Raw genomic sequence first — 19,880 nt, 5'->3', positions numbered from 1 at the left:
ATGTATAACAAAGAAAATAGTGTGGTTCGAACTTCTAAAACTAATAGTTTATTCTCTGCAATCCCAATGGTAGTAATGGATACAACGGAAAATAAAAATGGCGATTCTTCAACGAATCGCCATCAATCTAGCAAAGTGGCCATGCCAAGAATCGAACTTGGATCTGGAGCTTCGGAAACTCTTATACTATCCATTGTACTACACAGCCATTACTGCAAATATAAACCGAACCTTATTTGCCAAATGCAGAAATATTACTACTAAATATTTTTACAGAAATTGCCAGCAGTATTACACCAAAAAACTTTCTTACCGCTAACAAACCTGCCTCACCTAGTACGCGCTCTATAAAATTTAGACTCCGCAACCCGATATAAATAACTATCAGATTTAATAAAATACCTATAACGATTACTATTTCATCGTAGTTGGCTTTTAAACTCATAACGGTGGTAAGTGTACCACTACCCGCTATCACAGGAAAAGCAATAGGCACTACGGTACCTGCTTTACTGTCTTTATCTGCTTTAAATATTTCGTGGCCAAGCACCATTTCTAAGCCAATTAAAAATATAACGATGGAACCGCCCACGGCAAACGAACGTTTATCTAAACCTAATATACGCAAGAAGCTTTCGCCAAAAAAAAGAAATAATATCATTAAACCACCAGAAACCAAAGTAGCTTTAAAAGAGTTAATACCACCCATTTTTTCACGTAATGTAATAAGCAATGGTATTGAACCAACTATATCTATCACGGCAAATAAGGTAAAAGTTACCGTCAATAATTCGTTAATGGTAAAGCTCATACTGACAAATTTTTATAAAGATAATGGGCAAAACTACAATTCTTATTGCTTAATCTACAATACAGATGGTTTATGTTGCTCTGGCTGGAGCGGCAACACATTATGTAATATTTGGTATGTTAGCCCCTCATTGTTATCGGTCATTATCTTTACTACACAGCCATAATACAGCTTAAATACATTAAAAGCTTCAATTAAAGGCGTATTCGTAATATGCGATAAAATACTTCTAATAACACCCCCGTGTGCTACAATAGCTATTGGTTTGGGCTGCTTTGTAATCTGATTAAAGCAGGCTGTAACTCTATTGTAGAGATCAATATAACTTTCGCCGCTAGGCATAGCAACGTTTACGAAATCTGCTAAGAAAGGTTGAAGCGCTTGCTTTGGAATTTCATCCCAATGTTGCATTTCCCAGTCCCCACAATTAATTTCCTGTAAATGTGCATGATAAGTAATAGTATGTGTAGGAAATAACACATTTGCCAGCTTGCTACAACGTTGTAATGGGCTACTATAAACCGTTGTAATGGTAGCTGGTAAGTGCGGCTTTATTTGTTCAACTTCCTGAAAAAAAGTGTCAATCACATCAAGGTCCGTTTGTCCATAGCAAAGCCCTTTTACAATATCGGGAGTCGTATGTCTAATGAGGTATATTTCCATAGCGCGAATTTGTGATATTTAGACCAAGAAACTATTGCACCTTATTGTACTAAATTGGTAAGATATCGCATTGCCAAAAACCAACTGTAGTTATATCGCCGTGTGCATCCATCTTTGGAGCTTTGTAAGTTGTCAGTTCAGTTTGCCCAAGTGTATAAGATAATGGCTGTTTAAAAATGGGTCCATCAACCACAAACGTATGAAACTCACCATTTTCACCACAAGGGTCTACGTTTTTTGGCAAATCGTTCAGAAAGCTAGCATCTAAATATCTACCCACAAAGCTTTTATCAAGTAATTCACTATTGACACAGCAAACGATGGCTCTAAAACCGAGGTTAATAAATTCATGCACCAATTCTGTTGTGTTTTTTTGCCAAAGTGGGAAATGTGCTGTAAGACCAATTGTAGATAGCTGCGCTTCTCGATACTGACGTAAATCCGCTAAAAATATATCACCATAAACCGCATGCGTAAAGCCACGCAACTTCAAATCTTGCATGGTAGTTGTCATCGCATCGTTATAATCATCCATTGAAGGTTGATCATCTAATTGCAATTCTTGTAAAGGCAATCCAATAGCTTCAGCCTGTTGATGCAATAATTCAACTCTAATACCATGCATAGCTACACGATTATATGTATGATTAATGCTGGTTAATAATTGCGCTACGGTATATAGTTTGTTTTGTAATAAATAGTATAATGCTAATGCACAATCTTTACCACCGCTCCAATTAAGCACCGTTTTATTAACCATAAATTACTTTTACATCAACTTATTATATTAACATCCCTTTGAAAGCCCTGCATTTTAAATAATGCAACGCACTTAAAAAAATAAGTACACAAGCAAAAGTCTAGAATTGTATTTATTTTAATTGAAATGTTTTATTGATTTTTTACTATTTTATAATGCAGCCTGCGTTATATATAAATTCTCAAAAGCGCTCAGTGTCGCATTAATATCATGCTTTTGAATACGTTCTAAACTCACACTTCGCATTTGTGCATAAGCATTATCGTCTGTACAAATAGCTGTTATTGCATTAACAATAGCTGGTATATCGCCTTCGTTGTACAAATACCCATTACCGTCAACGAGTTCTACCAAAGCACCTGCATTTACAGCAATAATGGGAAGGCCAGAGGCCATAGCTTGTAGGGTTACTAGGCTCAGTAATTCGGCAATACTAGCAATGATAAAGCAGCGACTTAGCTTGTACATAAATGGTAAATCTTCGTCAGGTACAAAACCAGTGAATATAACATGTTGTGCTATGCCAAGGCTCACCGATTTTTGCTCTAGTTCTTGCTTTTTTGTGCCCTTTCCTACAATTAAAAATGTAAAATTCACCTTTTTAATTGCTACTGACACTGCCTCTAATATTTCATCAATCCGTTTTTCTGGATCAAGCCTACCTACATATAGTAGTATAGGCCTATCTGTAGGTATTTCGTACTTTTCTATAATAGGTTGCACATCGCCATGTGGATTAAATAAACCTAAATCTATCCCACTAGATATAGCTATTGTTTTTACCGCTGGCTTAAGATGCGGCCGCATAATGTTTACACCCGTTTCGGTAGGCGTGGTTACAAGCGGCACTTGGTTGTACACTTTAGTAAACTGACGCCAAAGCCAATTTTCTACCTTCGTTTTTAATCCGTTGCCTTTTACCAGCACAGATATATTCTCAGGCATAAAATGGTTAGTAGCAACCATTGGAATACCAATGGATTTATTTACTGCAATTACAGCTTTACTAATAGCAAAGTGGTCTTGTAGATGTATAATGTCGGGCTTAAATTCTGCTATTATTTTCCTAATTCTTGACTGCATTAATACAGGAAACGGGACACGGATTAATGGATATAATACAGTAGATACCGAAGGCAAACCATATACATCTAGCTCATCAATTTTTTTAAGAGTGGATGACGTTGTAGGCGACGGAGCTATTACGGCTATTTGATGTCCTTTGTTTTGTAACATAGGTCCTACACGACAAACAAAATAATACACACCGTTGATGTGAGGATAATATGTATCTGATACAAATAGAATTCTCATATTGCTGATAATTTAGGGTTAACGACACTGCCATTATTCTTGTATAGTAGCAGCTTTATTTTTAAGTTTTGATTTGATAAATAGCCATAACAATACAGCCAGTGCAGCAAGTATTATTAAAGTGGAGGCCACATCTAAGTATCGACTTATTTGCATATAAGCACTGCCAAATAATAAGCCAATAGTAAGATAGAAGATATATTGTAAGGCCGATGTAGCAAAGCAAACGATGATAAATTTTTTGTACGGAATTTTGGCATTGCCAGCCAAATAGATACCCGCCACACCAATACCAAGTGTAATTTTTGATAAGGAAATGGTTTTTATTGGATTTGTATCAAAATAGCTTCTAACAACCACAATTTTTTCTGGTTTAAACCCCAGTTTTAAGGCTATTTTCTTGATAAAATTAGGTACGCCAAAGCGTCCAAAAAGATAACATAAAGAATCACCAGTAATATCGCCAGCTACGATAATTGGGTAAACCAAAGAAATATTAAGGATTTGATTTGAACATAACAAGCCTGCTATAACAGCCACTATCGGCCCTTCTACTATTGCCAAAGGAAATAATATGAGATATTGATATCGCGACAATAAATGTAAAATATGTTCCAACCTTTTATATTATAACGCTTTTATTTAAGATAAGCGGAAAAGTGAAATAAAGACTTTCATGTTACCTTACTGTTAACTTATGATACAATAGCACTTAAAATACTTCACCAAGATTACCCGAGTAACCCTTAGAACCACCCGTTCCTATACCATAATCGATAGCAATATTTGTCTTCGAAAACTTATTAAATTTAACTCTTAACCCCGCACCAATAGCTGGCGCTAACTTTTCAAATCGGTTACTTGCTAGCTCTGATAGCGTAGTTGTATTTGCAAATATGACACCCCCAAATAAGCCATTTTTAGACAAGTTAAAACGCCACTCAGTTTCTAAAGCTAACATATTTTTTCCAACAAATCTACCTTGTTGATAGCCTCTACTAGTATTATTATAGCTATCTAAACCAGCACCTGCAAGATCTAAATAAGGCGGATTTCCATTTAATGTAAATACACCATAACACCAAAAACCTAATAATGTATGCCAAGGCATTTTAATGTATCTTCTTAAATCTAAAGTAAGCGTTGAATAATTGCTATTAGCACCTAACCATGTGGCATCTTTTAACAACTGAATACTAGCAAATATATTTCCAACCACAGGATTAATAGGATTTTGTCTTGTATCGTACAGCAAAGTAAAAGTAGCGCCAGAAGAAGTTGAAGAATTAGCAAAACCATATTTCTGATAATCTGATACGGTGCCTACAGGCAATCCTTTTTCTGAAATATTCCAATGATAATCTAGTTGATAGCCCAAACCCGCGTACCAATTGTTGCCAATATTTTTCAATACAGTCTCGTAAAACCTGAGGTATTTGTAGTCAATGGTATATTGGTCGGAAAGTTTGGTATAAGTACCATATCCAAAAGCATCTTGTGGAAAATTGAGATAACGCCAATCGCCTATAATTGCAAAAGTGTTTCCAGGTAACCAAATGGTAGATTGTATAGGAAAAAGCAATTGTTTTTTAGTGGTATATTTTAGTGCACCTAGAAATGTAGAGGTATTGGTAGGTAATGAATTACTTGTATTAAAAGCAGCAATGGCATCTACCCCAAATACAAAGTCGGTAGCAACTGTATATTCTATAAGAGGCGCCGGAGATACATAAAGTTTAGTAGTTTGTTTATAGCCTGAGTCGGCTCTAACTGGCGGATTTTTGTACAAAATGCTATGTAAAATATCAATTAAATCCTTTTGCGGTATGGTAGTGTTGGGCGTTATTTGCCTGCCGATACTATCTTGCGAAAATGCCGAGGCACAGCTAAATAGTATCCAAATGAATAAACCACTTTTGTAAAGCATTGATTTAAATGTTTAAAATAAATAATATTTTAGCCAATATACCATTACAACACTACACCCTTTTTCTTAATTAACCTTTATGTTTTTACATTGTAAAACATAATTTAATGCATTCAGTTACGCCATTTTAAGGTTAATATAAATGATATCTTTATTTTGAGTATTAGTTGAAATTAATTAATAAACAAAAAAGCGATACATAGCTAATAAATAATACATTTCTTGCGTATTGTCGACATGTGATGTTTTTAATTATTTAACGAAAACTTTAGTACAAAAGTTTGCTAAAACATCGCAATACTGTGCCAAATATTTGATAAAAACCAAATTCAATTTTTGTTGTAACAAAACATTTATGATATTTCGATAAAGGCGTATGCGTTTTGAAACGCATACGCCTTTATCGAAATGTAAAGTAATTTACCAGTTTACACTAACTCCCACGTTAAACAATGCAGGCAATGTATTATAGCCACGTACATCAAAAAACTGCTTATTGGTAATATTCTGTGCATCAGCAAATAGCTTTACTAGCTTGTTTACTTCATAAGAAGCTGTAGCAGCCATGATAAAATACGCATCTAAGCCTACATCAGCTTTTGCGTAGCCACCTACATCTTTACGATTGCTGACATATTTTCCTGTAACGCTCACATACAACTTGGATAAGGGTTGTACACCAAAAGTTAAGTTAGCAACATGTTTTGGGCGGCGTAATAAATAATCATATGTGACTGTGTCTTGGTTAGTTACACGGTTTTGTGAAGTTTCTTGCCCTATTAGTAATGTGTAATTGGCAGTAACGGTAAGCTTTTCAACTGGTTTTACGGTAAGTTCGTACTCTATGCCATTTACTTGTTGTTTGATATAATTGAAGTATTTAAACGTAATATAGTTATAGTCTATGCCATTATCTATCTTACGATTAAAGTAAACTATACGTGTATTTATATGCTTATTTTGATATTGAACACCTGCTTCATAATTAATAGATTCTTCAGGTAATAATTTCGAATTAATACTTAATTGATACAAACCTGGCGCTTTAAAACCAGTAGCAATGCTGCCGAAAGCTCGCCAATTATCGTTGAAATTATACGCTGGATTAAACGTGTAAGTGTAATTGAAATTATAGCGACTATGCGTATTTAATCTACCACCAAGTTCTACCGATAAATGTTTTTTCGCATCGATAAAACTCAACGATGCATACATACTTGTTTGGCTTACAGATGTATCTCTAAAAGTGCTGTTATAGGGGCCAAAAGATGAGACACTTTTATAATCATTATTGTAACTTCCATATCTATAATCAGCACCACTTAATAAAGTAAAACCTGCACCCAACTTGACATTAGAGTATAGCTCAGCAAACTGACTTATTGCATTGTAAGCATTTAAAGAAAAATATGGCGCACCAGCGGTATAATTGTCGTCGTAAACGCGCTTTAATTTTGTATATTGGTAATTACCTACAAGCGTTACAATATCATTTTTAAAGTTAAAGCCTGCACCACTGATAGCACTTTTGTTATTAATAAAATAAGCTGTTTTATCTACAAAAGGACCAGCATCAATATCCGACCTGTATTGGCTAAACATAGTAAATGCTTTAACGCTCAATTGCTTACTAGCTTGAAATTGCATCGTTGCATTGGCCACATTACCATCATAACCGTCTTTGTCAAAGTTCTTTGTACCAGTACTATCATAAGCACTACTTACACCACTTGTAGTTAATTTAGCATAGCGAGCTGTATAGGTAAATTTATCAAGCTTACCATATAATTGTATGTTAGCTTTATAAGTGTTTAAGCCACCAGCACTAAGGGTTGCTTTTCCTTCAAAAGGCTTGGTAACATTACTTTTCACTGTGATAATATTAATAACACCTGCCACCGCATCGCTACCATATAAAGTGCTTTGTGCACCTTTACAAATTTCTATGCGCTCTACATCGTTAATAGAAAATAAGTTAAGGTCATAATCGTTGGTAATGGTGCTTGGTTCATTTAAAGGAATGCCATCCATCAATATTAAAGTTCTACCAGCACTCGCACCCCGCATGTACACGGTTTGTACACTACCGGTATTATTTAGTGCACCATTCACCACAAGACCAGCTTGTTCGTTGAGCACTTGCGCTACAGATTTGCCAGCGCTTTTTTCAATCTGCTCTTTTGTAATTACGCTTACTACTTTGCCCGTAGTATTTTGTTTTTGCGCCACTTTATTGGCGGTTACAATGACATCGTCTAGCTGTTTGGTAGCCAGCGTGTCTTGCTGTGCAAGCAATCCTGTTGCACATAGCAGTGTTGTTGAAAGGAGCGTTAATTTTCTGCTCATTGTCTTTTAATTTTTTAAAAGTGTAACAATGAGCTTTCAGGACAATAAAAAAACGGAGAAACATAAACGGCTGTCTGCAGCTAGCCCTTTACATTCCATGCTTTTCACCCGAAAGCCGTGAATGATGTTGTAAAAGGCAGGTCTTCTGACTCAGCGTTTATAACTTCACCTTCCCGCTATTAACAGTGGTTTTATTGAAGTCACCTCTTTTCAAGCCCGCCTTTGGAGGGGTTTGGGGGAGGCCGCTTTACAGCTACGGGGATAGTTTTGGGTTTTCACCAAATTCCCTTTTAATCTTTGGGTAATTATTTTATAACCAGCAGTAGTAATACAATGTAGCTTCGTTGCGTCGCACACTTGTAGGCTAAGTACTGTGTTCAGCTATTATCAAAGCGTAGTAATATTTACAATGCCTAAGGCTATAAAATCATTCCTTTAGAACCAAATACAATACAAATGTGATAGTAAGTTACTTAATATACAAATAAGGTTTTCAACAGAGCACATTACTTTTATAAAAACTCAATTTTAAATAGTTCAAAAAGTTTTTAGAAAATAGGATAGTCTATTTACATTAAAAAAGCCCCAAATTGAGGCTTTCCATCTTCGTTCATATTTATTTTTACCAATTATTCATGTGTTCTTTTACCACACGCTCTGCGTCTTTTGGTTTAGAGTGTTGCCAGTTAGCATCGTATTTTACAAACCAACTTAGCCACATACTTCTAGATAAGCGCATGAGTAATGGCTGCATGGCAAGCATTAAAAACGAATTAATACCTAACCACCAAAACAGTCTATTATCATCGATAGAGACACCGATAAGCACCCACCAAGCTACAAATGTAGCTACTGAGAAGGCCACTGTTAACCCATAACTTACATAAGCCGTACCATAGTAAAAGCCTACTTCTATCTCAGTTAATTGCCCACAAGTAGGGCAATGTTCATTCATTTTGGTATTATTCTTAAAATCGTAGGCATTTTTTGTGGTAAACAAATAGCCTTCTCTGCAACGTGGACATTTGTTTTGCAAAACGCTTAGAATGTAATTTGGAGTATTTATTCGTTGATCTGCCATGTGTTATAAGTTGGATGCAAGGTAGCTACATTTGAACATTGCATTTGTAACAATAGTTACTTACTGATTAGCTTATTGTAAAATTTTTTCCATGGCCATGCTTCTAGAGCCTTTGATTAATAAATAAGCATTATTAAAGCCTTGTTCGGCAAACCACCCTTTAGCGTCGGTAGCATTATTAAAGTAAACAAAAGGATGCTCAATGTTACCAAAATCGCCACCTACCAATACCACATTACTCCATTGGTGCTGCTTAATAAGCGAAATAATAGCGGCATGTTCTGCAATACTCTCTTCACCGAGCTCCATCATACCTCCAAGCATTAATACTTTATTAGTTGATGGAAATTTTGCGAAGTTCTCTATAGCTGCTTTCATGCTTGTAGGATTAGCGTTATAAGCATCTAGTATGATGTGGTTGCCATTTTGTTCGATCATTTGCGAGCGACTATTGCTAGGCACATAGTTTTCTATAGCAGCAATAATTTTTTCGTCTGGTACTTTAAAATATTTACCAATAGCTACTGCACAGAGTACATTAGGTAAGTTATAATCGCCAACAAGCTGTGTAACAATGCTAGCCTGCAAGCCTTTGGTCATTAGAACTTTTAAGTAAGGCTCACTTTGCAACGCAATACCTATGATATCACCATTATTGGTGCTGTATGTGTAGCGTTTAGCAATGCCTTTACTCATATCAAGTAAGTAGTCGTAATCGTTACATATAAACGCAAGACCATTATTGTGGCGAATAAAATCATATAACTCACCTTTACCTTTTCTCACGCCCTCTATACCACCAAAGCCCTCTAAATGTGCTTTACCACAATTGGTAATAAGCCCATAATTTGGCAAGGTATAAGTGCAATAACTAGCTATTTCTTTTTGGTGATTGGCACCCATCTCAATAACTGCCATTTCCGCATCTTTACCAACACTTAAAATGGTTAATGGTACACCAATGTGGTTATTTAAATTGCCTTGCGTAGTATAAGTTCTATAGTGCGAAGCCAAGACTGAACTCACCAATTCTTTTGTGGTAGTTTTTCCGTTGCTACCAGTAATAGCTATATATGGTATTGTAAATTGTTGTCTATGGTATTTTGCCAAAGCTTGTAAGGTTTTCAATGCATCTTCTACCAATATTAATTTATCGTTACTATCGCCTACCTGTTCATCAATTACTGCATAAGCGGCACCAAGTTCAAGTGCCTTTTTTGCAAATAGGTTACCATTGAAATTAGGTCCTTTTAATGCAAAAAAAATATCCCCAACTTTTAGCTTTCTAGTATCTGTTTGTATAGATGGATGTAGAAGATATAGTTGATATAATTGTTCTATTGTCATACTTAAAAATTAATTGTACAAAGTAAAGAATTGCAGCAATTACATGCATATAAAAAAACCACCCAAACTAAATTGAGTGGCTTTCATTTTTCCCAATACATTGGGATTACGCTCTATATATCTAAACCTTATCTTCTCGGTTTTCTTTCTGGAAAGCTATTACCAGTTTTTATTTTAGCTTTTGTACCTTCTGGTGCACCTGCATGGCTCATAGCGCAGCGGAAGCCGATTGTGCTACTGCTTTGATCCTCTTCTAAAAAGCGTCTTGTACCTGGGCTTAACCAATATGGTCTATCATTCCAGCTACCACCTTTAACTACTCTTGATTTATCAGAGATTAAAGTCGTTACACCGTAGCCATAAGTTACACCACTTAAGCTATCACCATCTAGATAGTTTAGCGCATAAGCTTTCTGGTAGTTTCTACGATTTTGCAAAATTGAATCGTTTTCCAATTTCATTTTAATTCTACCAAGGCTATCTCTCAAATTACCTTCGCCACCGCTTTTATCTACTGTTTTAAACACGTTACCACGAAATGGATTGAAGTCATCGCCTTCTAAACTTGTTAATGGTCGGTATACATCGGCAACCCACTCACTTACGTTACCGCTCATATTATAGATACCAAATGCATTTGGTAAAAAGGTAGTCACTTCACCTGGTATAGCAGCATTGTCATTTAAACCACCTGCAACACCCATATTATCACCACTACCGCGCTTAAAGTTAGCTAAGAATGCACCTTGATAGCTACCTGGTTTTGTAGAACGCAAATTATCGAAGCCATCGTTTTTCCAAGCATAAATTTGCTTATTTGCTACCACTTCTTCTCCTCTAGTTTTTGCGCTAGCTTTCCTCTGAGGATTTTCCATCACATAGCCATATGCTGCGTATTCCCATTCTGCTTCAGTTGGTAAGCGATAATCACCAAATAAAATACCATCTTCAAAGCGTACAGTTGTTCTTGGTCTACCTTGTGCATCTTTCAATGGATTGCTTTTAGAAGTTGCAAGTTTACCAGGTTGTGCCTGATACTCACCCATCAAATAAGCTTTTGTATTAAAATTTTCTTGACCACCGCCGTTCTCCTCTGTTTTGATGGCATTTGCGTTTAAGTAACCCTTGTTAATTAATTCTAATTGGTTTACACGGTCAGTTCTCCAAATACAATAATCAGTAGCTTGTTTCCAATTAACGCCTACCACTGGATAATAATTATAAGAAGGATGACGGAAATAATATTCTACATAAGGTTCGTTATAAGCCAGTTCGCTTCTCCAAACTAGTGTGTCAGGCAAAGCGCCTTCCAATACTTTTTTATATTGCTCGTCGCTAAATGTATTTTCTAGCCAGTATAAATATTCTCGATAGTGCACATTTGCCACTTCAGTTCTATCAATAAAAAATGAGTTGACTGTCACTCGTTTAGGCGTATTATTAAATTCAGCCATAACATCTTCTTGCGTAGCACCCATTGTAAACGTACCGCCCTGCACAAAAACAAGACCTGGGGCAGTTTTTACGTCCTTAGGTTTCGGCACCGAAAAGCTACCTTGTTTTTTGTCATTATAATTCCAACCAGTAGCAGTAGATTTTTCTTGCTTTGGTTTGCAAGATGCAAAAGCACCTATGGTTGCTGCCAATAAAACACAACTTCTTACTCCTGTTAGCATGTTCATGAGTGATAATTTAGATTCTGTCAATAAAAAATTTGGGGTAGAATTATATGTTCTATGCGAATATAGGAGATTTTAGATAAAATGTAAATTTACAGTTTTCATATAATTGTTATCAAATCCCTAATTTTAGGGTTGTTAGCTTCTTTCGATGATAAAAGAACATCATTTTTGGCAAAATGCGTACTGTAATTTTATTTTTTTTCGTTTTTAACATTTTGTCTGCTGAAAAAACGGCCGCGCAGCGTATATATTCAACAAATTCTATATTGCAAACTGGTAATTTCTTAAAAATTGGTGTAACCCAAGCGGGGATTTATAAAGTAGACGTTGCGTATTTAAATAATAATGGATTTCCTGGTATAACCATTTCTTCAGCCGCAATTAGATTGTATGGCAATGGTGGGCAAATGTTGAGCGAGAAAAATAATAGCTATTATAACGATGACTTAGTTGAGAACGCCATTGAGGTAGTTGATGGTGGTGATGGCTTATTCAATAACAATGACTATTTTCTATTTTATGCACCCGGACCAAATAGATGGCTAGCTGATAGCACCAATAAATCATTTACCTATCAAAAAAATATCTATAGCGATACGGCCTATTATTTTATTACAATCGGTGGTACTGGTAAACGCATTAATACCAATAGTTTTTCGGGTATAGCTACCCAAACAGTTACCACTTACAACGACCACTACCATTACGAAAACGATTTGGTAAATTTTTTAAACAGTGGTAAAGAATGGTACGGTGAAGAATTTAGTAATATCAACGGTAATAATTTATCTAGAAGCTTTACTATTGATTTAAATGGCTTGCTACAATCAGAACCGATTAATGTAATAACCAGTTTTGCAGGCAGAAGTGTAAATAGTACTAGCACATTAGTTGTAAAAGCTAATGGTAGCAATCTTTCTACCCTAACCATACCAGTAAATTCGGGTAATTTCTTAGATGTTTTTGCGGCCAATGTTACTTCCCAAAATAGTTTTTTATCAACTACACCAAATCTCAATCTGACCATCAATTTTACGCCAGCCAACTCAGCTGCGCAAGCTTGGCTAAATTGGTTTGAGGTATATAGCAGAAGGGGCATCATTATGCCATCAACTGGACAATTGCTTTTTAGAGATTGGCAAAGTGTAGGCGCTAGTAATGTAGCTGCTTTTACCATTAGCAACGCCAATAATGCAACTAGCGTTTGGGATGTATCTAACATTTACCAACCACAAAAAATGACAACGCTTTATGCCAATAATCAACTCACGTTTACCAATACAAGTGCTACTTTAAAAGAGTATATTGCTTTTAACAACACATCTTATTTTACGCCTACAGCTATCGGTAAAATAGATAATCAAAATCTACATAATAGCAGCCCAGTTGATTACTTAATTGTTACACATCCTACACTAATTAGCGAAGCTAAAAGACTAGCGCTTTTTCACACACAACAAGATGGCTACAAAGTAATGGTAGCAAGTACTGCTCAAATTTTTAATGAATTTGCAAGTGGCGCAAGTGACCCCACAGCAATTCGCGATTTTGTAAAAATGTATTACGACAAAGCTGGAAACGATTCTACTAAAAGACCAAAATATTTGCTACTATTTGGTAGTGCTTCTTTTGACTATAAAAATCGATTGGCAAATAATACCAACTTAGTGCCTTGTTACGAAAACAACAATTCTATAGATCCTCTGTCTACGTATACATCCGACGATTTTTTTGGCTTACTTAATGATGCAGATGACATTGCCAATACAAATCCTGTAAGCCTATTAGATATAGGTATTGGTAGAATACCAGCGAGCAATATTAACGATGCCAAAACAATGGTAGATAAAATCATCAATTATAAGAGTAAACAATCGCTTGGCCCTTGGCGCAATATGGCCACATTTGTAGCCGATGATAAAGACAACGACACACACTTAAACGATGCTGAATTTATTTCAGCAAATGCTAGTGCAATTGATGGAAATCTTAATAAAAATAAAATTTATTTAGATGCTTTTAATGTTGTAAGTAGTAGCAGCGGCGCTAGATACCCAGACGTTAATACAGCCATTATTAACCAGCTTTTTAGTGGCACATTATTGTTTAATTATACTGGTCATGGAGGCTACCAGCGATTAGCAGATGAAGCCATTTTTGACCAAGATGTTTTAAACAAAATATCAAACCCCAATAAACTCCCTTTATTCATTACGGCTACTTGCGATTTCGCGCCATACGATGACCCAACAAAAACATCTATTGGTGGTGAATTATTAACCCAAACAAACAATGGTGCTATTGCATTAATGACCACCACACGTATTGTATTTGCATATAGCAATAAAATAATTAATAATAATTACCTAACAATTGCACTACAGCCCGATGCAAGTGGCAAATATTTAACATTAGGCGAAGCCGTAAAACGTGCCAAAAACTATACTTATCAAACTTTTGCCGATATTACAAATAATAGAAAATTCACATTACTTGGCGACCCCGCCTTGCGACTAGCATTTCCAGAAAATAAATTACAAATTACAACTATTAACAACCTACCCACTTCTAACGCTGACACATTAAAAGCACTTGGAAAATATACATTTGGTGGTTTAATTACCGATGCTACCGGCAATGCTTTAAGTAATTTTAACGGAACGGTAAATGCCATTGTTTTTGATAAACCACAAACGATTACTACAAAAGGCAACGACCCCGCTAGTCCAATTACAAGTTTTAGCCAACAAACCAATTTTTTGTACAAGGGCAAGGCAACGGTTACAAACGGTAATTTCAGTTTTTCGTGCATTATACCTAAAGACATTAATTACCAAGTAGGGCAAGGCAAAATAAGCTTGTACGCAGATGATGGCAATGCAAAAGATGCAGCTGGCTACAACACAAATTTTTTTATTGGTGGTAGTAGCAATGGCACATTTAGCGATAAAGAAGGCCCCAACATAAAAGCCTACTTAAACGACGATAAATTTGTAAATGGTGGCTTGACGAATGAAACACCCATTTTGATACTAAAACTCACAGACTCTTCTGGCATTAATACCGTTGGTACGGGTATTGGTCATGATATAACGGCTATTTTAGATGGCGACGAGAAAAATATTATTAAACTAAATGACTATTATGAAGCAGCTTTAAATAGTTTTCAAGAGGGGCAAATTAGATACCAACTTGCTACGCTTAGCGAAGGCTTACATACACTCAAAATCAAAGCTTGGGATGTGTATAACAACTCAAGCGAAATAATTATAGAATTTACTGTTGCTAAAAAACAACAATTACAGATAAGCCACGTTTATAATTATCCAAATCCTTTTACGAGTAAAACAACCTTTTGGTTTGAACACAACCAACCAGGTGAAAATTTAAACGTTCTAATCAATATTTTTAGCGTTACAGGTAAATTGGTACATCAAATAAAACGCACAGTGAATACAGCGGGAAATAGAAGCGCAGAAATAGAATGGGACGGAAAAGATAATTATAGCAGCGAAAAAATTGGTAGAGGTGTCTATATCTATCGTATTATTGTAACTTCAAACAGTGGTAAAGCTGAATCAACCCAAAAATTATATCTACTTTAAATAGCATTAATGGCGTAATTTCTACCTAATTTGATTACATTTTTCGAGTAATATTGATTATATGTAATTGTTTTCTTTCTTTTGTGAATATAAATTTAATCAATTAGATGAAAAATTCATCACTATCAAAAGTGCTATTTACTTTAATAGCATCTAGCGTTGCCATAGTTGCGAAAGCCCAAACTAGCGATTTAAACGTAGTTACATCTGCTGTGCCTTTTTTACGTATCTCGCCAGATGCGAGAGCAGGCGGTATGGGTGATGTAGGTATTGCCACCACGCCAGATGCCAATGCTGGTTATTGGAACTTAGCGAAAACGCCGTTTAATAAAGCCAAATCTGGCGTAAGCTTTACATATACACCTTGGCTGAAAGACCTTGGCCTTAACGATGTATACCTAGCTAGTGGTACAGGCTATTATAAATTAGACGAGGATCAATCATTATCAGCCACATTACGATATTTTAGTCTTGGTAATATAGAATTTACCGATTTTGCTGGTAATACTTTAAACAGTTTTCGCCCAAGAGAACTTGGTTTTGATGTGGGGTATTCTAGAAAATTAAAAGAAAATTTAAGTTTAGGTGTTGCATTGAGGTATATCAGTAGCAGTCTTGCAAATGGCACTTACAGCGGTGTTACTTACAAAACTGGTACTGCTGTTGCAGGCGATATTTCATTATTTCACGATGGCACCAATAAAGAAGGCGCTGGATTTAATTATGGTATCGTATTATCGAACCTTGGTTCCAAAATTGGCTATACCAACGATGCTAACAATAAAGATTATATACCTGCAAATTTAGGCATCGGTATCGCCTACACAACAGTATTTGACGAAACCAATAAACTAAGTTTTGCACTAGATGCAAACAGGCTGCTGGTTCCAACGCCACCATTAGCCACAGGCAACACAAGTACCGATTCTGCATCGCTAGCAGGTTACAGAAACAAGAGTGTTATCAGTAGTTATTTTTCATCGTTTGGTGATGCTGGTGGTTTTGGCAATGAACTAAAAAAGTTTCAAGTATCGCTTGGTGCCGAATACATTTACAGCGATCAATTCGCTGTTCGTGCAGGATATTTTTACGAAGATGTAAGCCAAGGTAATCGAAAATATTTCACATTTGGTGCAGGTTTAAAATACAATGTCATTGGCATTAACTTCTCGTACTTAGTACCTTCTGGCCAAGGTATTACACGTAATCCGTTATCAAATACATTACGTTTTGGCATCACTTTCGATCTTGATGGCAATTCTGAAAAATAAGCGTTTGTAAAAAAATTTTCCTCATTAAACCAATTGGCTGTTTCATGCTCAAAGGCAAGTAACAGCCAATTTTTATTAAAACAATATTATGAGAATAGGTTTTGGTGTAGATTTTCATCAACTAGTAGAGGGCAGAGATTTATGGATTGGCGGCATTAAAATACCGCATACCAAAGGCGCACTTGGTCATAGCGATGCAGATGTATTGCTACATGCTATTTGTGATGCGATGCTTGGTGCAGCCTGCTTAGGAGATATAGGTGTTCATTTTCCAGATACATCCCAAGATTTTAAAAATATTGACAGCAAAATTTTATTGAAGAAAAGTTACGATTTAATAACCGCTGAAGGGTATACCGTTGTAAATATTGATGCGTCTCTTTGCTTAGAAGCACCAAAAATAAAACCATACGTTGCGCAAATGCAGGCAACAATTGCTGGTATTCTGAATCTTACTGTAAAAGATGTATCAATTAAAGCAACAACTACTGAAAAAATGGGATTTGTTGGAAGAGCAGAAGGCTTAGTTGCTTATGCAACTATTTTATTAAAAAATATTTAATTATGTAATACTCCAGAGTGATGTTAACAACTTTGAAATATTTATAATGAACTAGCGGAGATTTGGCACATTATTTTCTTTTTCTATTATTGACTTTCATAGAAAAAAAGAGATTTTCGGTATTATTTTTGAGTAAATTAGTGAAATTAAGACAACTCAATTGAAAAAAAATTCGTACATTTGAATGGATTGATACTATTTCTAGTTATTAATTTAAAAATGCATCCTATATGTTAACAAGAATTTTACCCAGTAAAATAGCTGAAAGACAGATAGTTAGAATCACTGGTTCTACCTTTGAAACACCAATTGATTTTGATTTTCTAGAAAATAGAAGTCAAGCCATCAATTCTAACATTGCAAAGAGAGCCTTCGATTTAGCAATTGCATCGTTTGCCATCTTGTTTATATTTAGTTGGTTGTTTCCTATTATTGCTGCCGTTATCAAATTAACATCTAAAGGACCTGTTTTCTTTTTGCAAGAAAGACATGGTGTAGGTAATAAGGTTTTTAAATGTATCAAGTTTCGTACGATGAAAACTGATAGTGAACATTTGGATGAAAATGGAAAGTTCAAGCAAGCATCTTTAAATGATGAACGTATTACTAAAATTGGTTCTTTTTTAAGAAAAACAAGTTTAGACGAATTACCGCAATTTATCAATGTTTTAAAAGGCGAAATGTCAATTGTTGGGCCGCGACCTCATGCAGTTTTGATGAATGCAGAAGTTGAACAACATATTGAAGAATATAATCTTAGACATCTTGTAAGACCAGGCATAACAGGTTTAGCGCAAGTCAATGGCCATAGAGGTGAAACCAAAGAAATTGAAATGTTACAAACAAGAGTTGATAATGATCTTAGATATATTGAGGTTTGGAATAATGCGCTTGATTTTCACATTGTAGTTAAAACTGCAAAAAATATGATAGTTGGAGAAGAGAATGCTTTTTAAGCGTTCTTTTTTTTAAAATGGTATAAATTATTAGTACCAATACATAAATAGTTGGGCTAAAAAGCACTACTATAATAATAAGACTAGAAATTGTCCCTAATGATACTACATAAGATTTAAAGCTTCCTCAAAGCTGGCGATGACAGAACAAAGCGCAATGCCTATATCGCATAATAAATGTCTTATGGCAATTTCCTCGTAAACCACACAAGCCATATTATTTTAATCTCATCAAAGTAAAGCGTTCAATGGGTTTCGAACTTATTTTTGCCAAATGCAACTTAAAGTTCCTATTATCAATAACTCTAGTAACGCACTACCTACCTATGCTACAAATGGCTCATCTGGCATGGATATCAGGGCATATATTCAAGCGCCAATACAACTTGCACCTCTAGAAAGAACCTTAGTACCTACTGGCTTATTTTTAGAAATTCCCGAAGGCTACGAAGCACAAATAAGACCAAGAAGTGGTCTTGCCATTAAACAAGGTATTACTTGCTTAAATACACCTGGCACAATAGATGCTGACTATCGAGGTGAAATAAAAGTGATTCTTATCAATCTTTCTAATGAAATACAAACCATTACTAATGGCGACAGAGTTGCCCAAATGGTTTTTCAAAAAGTTGAGCAAGTAGAACTTGTTGCAGTTGAAAATATTAACGAAACAGTAAGAGGTGCTGGCGGTTTTGGCAGTACTGGAAAACAATAACTTCGCATGATGAAATATATAATAGCAATAGGCACTATTGCCACCTTTGCGTTTGCATGTAAACCTGTAAAAAAAGTGCAAATAATCAATGCAGCTATCAGCAAAAAAGATACTGTACAAACGATTGTTATAAAAGAAGCTGAAAAAGTAGATTCTTCAGCAATTGTAAGAGACATCATGAGTAAGGTTGTAAAGAAGAAAATAGACTTTACCACGTTTAATGCCAAAATAAAAGTAGACTACGAAGGACAAGAAACTAGCCAACATGCAACTGCATATCTAAGCATGAAAAAGGATAGTATTATACTTATTAAAGTTGTTGGTCCGTTAGGCGTAGTGGCATTACAAGTTCAAATCACGAAAGATAGCGTGGTTGTCATGAACAAGTTAGATAAATCCGTTCGCTTACGTTCTATCAGTTATTTGCAAGAAGCTTCACAAATACCATTTGACTTTTCTACACTTCAGGACGTCATTATTGGTAACCCCGTATTTATTACAAATAATATTCTTTCATACAAATCTTATAATGATCAGTTTTTAGTATTTATGACTGGTAAATTATTCAAACACTTAATTACATTGGATAACACAGACTTCAAACCATTGCATAGCAAGCTAGACGACATCGACCCCTTACAAAATAGAACTTGTGACATTACTTTTAGCAATTATGAAACAAAAGGTAATTTAAATTTTGCTACTTACAGAAGTATTTCTGTTTCCCAAAAATCTAAATTGGATATTTACTTAGATTTTAAAGATTATAAGTTTAACGAACCGTTAAACTATCAGTTTTCAGTACCCAAAAATTACAAGCGTCTATAATTTATTAGCATC

General features: G+C 35.4%; 16 protein-coding genes, 1 tRNA gene and 1 riboswitch. Of the genes, 6 read left to right on the top strand and 11 right to left on the bottom strand.

Annotated features, from left to right (window positions below; genetic code table 11):
* Positions 1-136: 136 nt before the first annotated feature.
* The 11 genes from ACFOW1_RS16900 to ACFOW1_RS16850 all read right to left on the bottom strand — a co-directional run bounded on the left by ACFOW1_RS16900 (position 137) and on the right by ACFOW1_RS16850 (position 11,931).
* A tRNA-Arg gene (locus tag ACFOW1_RS16900) sits at positions 137-208 on the bottom strand.
* 24 nt (positions 209-232) lie between these two features.
* Positions 233-811: a MarC family protein gene (locus ACFOW1_RS16895; RefSeq protein ID WP_379015929.1), complete on the bottom strand. Its 579-nt coding sequence runs from the start codon at positions 809-811 to the stop codon at positions 233-235.
* 54 nt (positions 812-865) lie between these two features.
* Positions 866-1,474 (bottom strand): alpha-ribazole phosphatase, encoded by a 609-nt coding sequence (cobC, locus tag ACFOW1_RS16890; RefSeq protein ID WP_379015928.1) that lies wholly within the window; start codon positions 1,472-1,474, stop codon positions 866-868.
* Between the two features lie 49 nt (positions 1,475-1,523).
* The gene (locus ACFOW1_RS16885) at positions 1,524-2,234 is read right to left on the bottom strand and encodes a Dph6-related ATP pyrophosphatase (protein WP_379015926.1); all 711 of its coding nucleotides are present in this window, start codon (positions 2,232-2,234) and stop codon (positions 1,524-1,526) included.
* 150 nt (positions 2,235-2,384) lie between these two features.
* Positions 2,385-3,548: a glycosyltransferase gene (locus tag ACFOW1_RS16880; protein ID WP_379015925.1), complete on the bottom strand. Its 1,164-nt coding sequence runs from the start codon at positions 3,546-3,548 to the stop codon at positions 2,385-2,387.
* Positions 3,549-3,581: 33 nt separating this feature from the next.
* Positions 3,582-4,166 (bottom strand): DedA family protein, encoded by a 585-nt coding sequence (locus ACFOW1_RS16875; protein WP_379015924.1) that lies wholly within the window; start codon positions 4,164-4,166, stop codon positions 3,582-3,584.
* Between the two features lie 94 nt (positions 4,167-4,260).
* Complete coding sequence (locus ACFOW1_RS16870; protein WP_379015923.1) at positions 4,261-5,475, bottom strand: hypothetical protein; 1,215 nt, start codon at positions 5,473-5,475, stop codon at positions 4,261-4,263.
* Positions 5,476-5,895: 420 nt separating this feature from the next.
* The gene (locus tag ACFOW1_RS16865; protein WP_379015922.1) at positions 5,896-7,821 is read right to left on the bottom strand and encodes a TonB-dependent receptor plug domain-containing protein; all 1,926 of its coding nucleotides are present in this window, start codon (positions 7,819-7,821) and stop codon (positions 5,896-5,898) included.
* Between the two features lie 118 nt (positions 7,822-7,939).
* Positions 7,940-8,157: riboswitch (cobalamin riboswitch) on the bottom strand.
* A gap of 286 nt (positions 8,158-8,443) precedes the next feature.
* Positions 8,444-8,902: a DUF983 domain-containing protein gene (locus ACFOW1_RS16860; protein ID WP_379015920.1), complete on the bottom strand. Its 459-nt coding sequence runs from the start codon at positions 8,900-8,902 to the stop codon at positions 8,444-8,446.
* A gap of 72 nt (positions 8,903-8,974) precedes the next feature.
* Positions 8,975-10,249, bottom strand: a complete 1,275-nt coding sequence (locus ACFOW1_RS16855; protein WP_379015918.1) for a UDP-N-acetylmuramoyl-tripeptide--D-alanyl-D-alanine ligase — start codon at positions 10,247-10,249, stop codon at positions 8,975-8,977.
* 128 nt (positions 10,250-10,377) lie between these two features.
* Positions 10,378-11,931 carry an SUMF1/EgtB/PvdO family nonheme iron enzyme gene (locus ACFOW1_RS16850; protein WP_379015917.1) on the bottom strand — a complete coding sequence of 518 codons (1,554 nt, stop codon included), beginning with the start codon at positions 11,929-11,931 and terminating at the stop codon, positions 10,378-10,380.
* Positions 11,932-12,107: 176 nt separating this feature from the next.
* Here ACFOW1_RS16850 and porU point away from each other — a divergent pair, with 176 nt between their 5' ends.
* From porU to ACFOW1_RS16820, 6 genes are all read left to right on the top strand, one after another.
* Positions 12,108-15,536, top strand: coding sequence for a type IX secretion system sortase PorU (porU, locus tag ACFOW1_RS16845; RefSeq protein WP_379015916.1), 3,429 nt, complete (start codon positions 12,108-12,110; stop codon positions 15,534-15,536).
* A gap of 107 nt (positions 15,537-15,643) precedes the next feature.
* The gene (gene porV, locus ACFOW1_RS16840; protein WP_379015915.1) at positions 15,644-16,807 is read left to right on the top strand and encodes a type IX secretion system outer membrane channel protein PorV; all 1,164 of its coding nucleotides are present in this window, start codon (positions 15,644-15,646) and stop codon (positions 16,805-16,807) included.
* Between the two features lie 88 nt (positions 16,808-16,895).
* Entirely contained in the window at positions 16,896-17,369 is a 474-nt protein-coding gene (ispF, locus tag ACFOW1_RS16835) for a 2-C-methyl-D-erythritol 2,4-cyclodiphosphate synthase (RefSeq protein WP_379015913.1), read from the top strand.
* Between the two features lie 230 nt (positions 17,370-17,599).
* Positions 17,600-18,325, top strand: coding sequence for a sugar transferase (locus ACFOW1_RS16830; protein WP_379015912.1), 726 nt, complete (start codon positions 17,600-17,602; stop codon positions 18,323-18,325).
* 274 nt (positions 18,326-18,599) lie between these two features.
* On the top strand, positions 18,600-19,040 hold the full coding sequence (gene dut / locus ACFOW1_RS16825; protein WP_379015911.1) for a dUTP diphosphatase: 441 nt from the start codon (positions 18,600-18,602) through the stop codon (positions 19,038-19,040).
* 6 nt (positions 19,041-19,046) lie between these two features.
* Positions 19,047-19,868: a DUF4292 domain-containing protein gene (locus ACFOW1_RS16820; RefSeq protein WP_379015910.1), complete on the top strand. Its 822-nt coding sequence runs from the start codon at positions 19,047-19,049 to the stop codon at positions 19,866-19,868.
* Positions 19,869-19,880 lie beyond the last annotated feature (12 nt).

This window comes from Parasediminibacterium paludis, assembly GCF_042651445.1.
In the GTDB taxonomy this organism is placed as follows: domain Bacteria; phylum Bacteroidota; class Bacteroidia; order Chitinophagales; family Chitinophagaceae; genus Parasediminibacterium; species Parasediminibacterium paludis.
The sequence above is the reverse complement of the archived record's forward strand: the minus strand, read 5'-3'. Positions and strand labels throughout refer to the sequence as shown.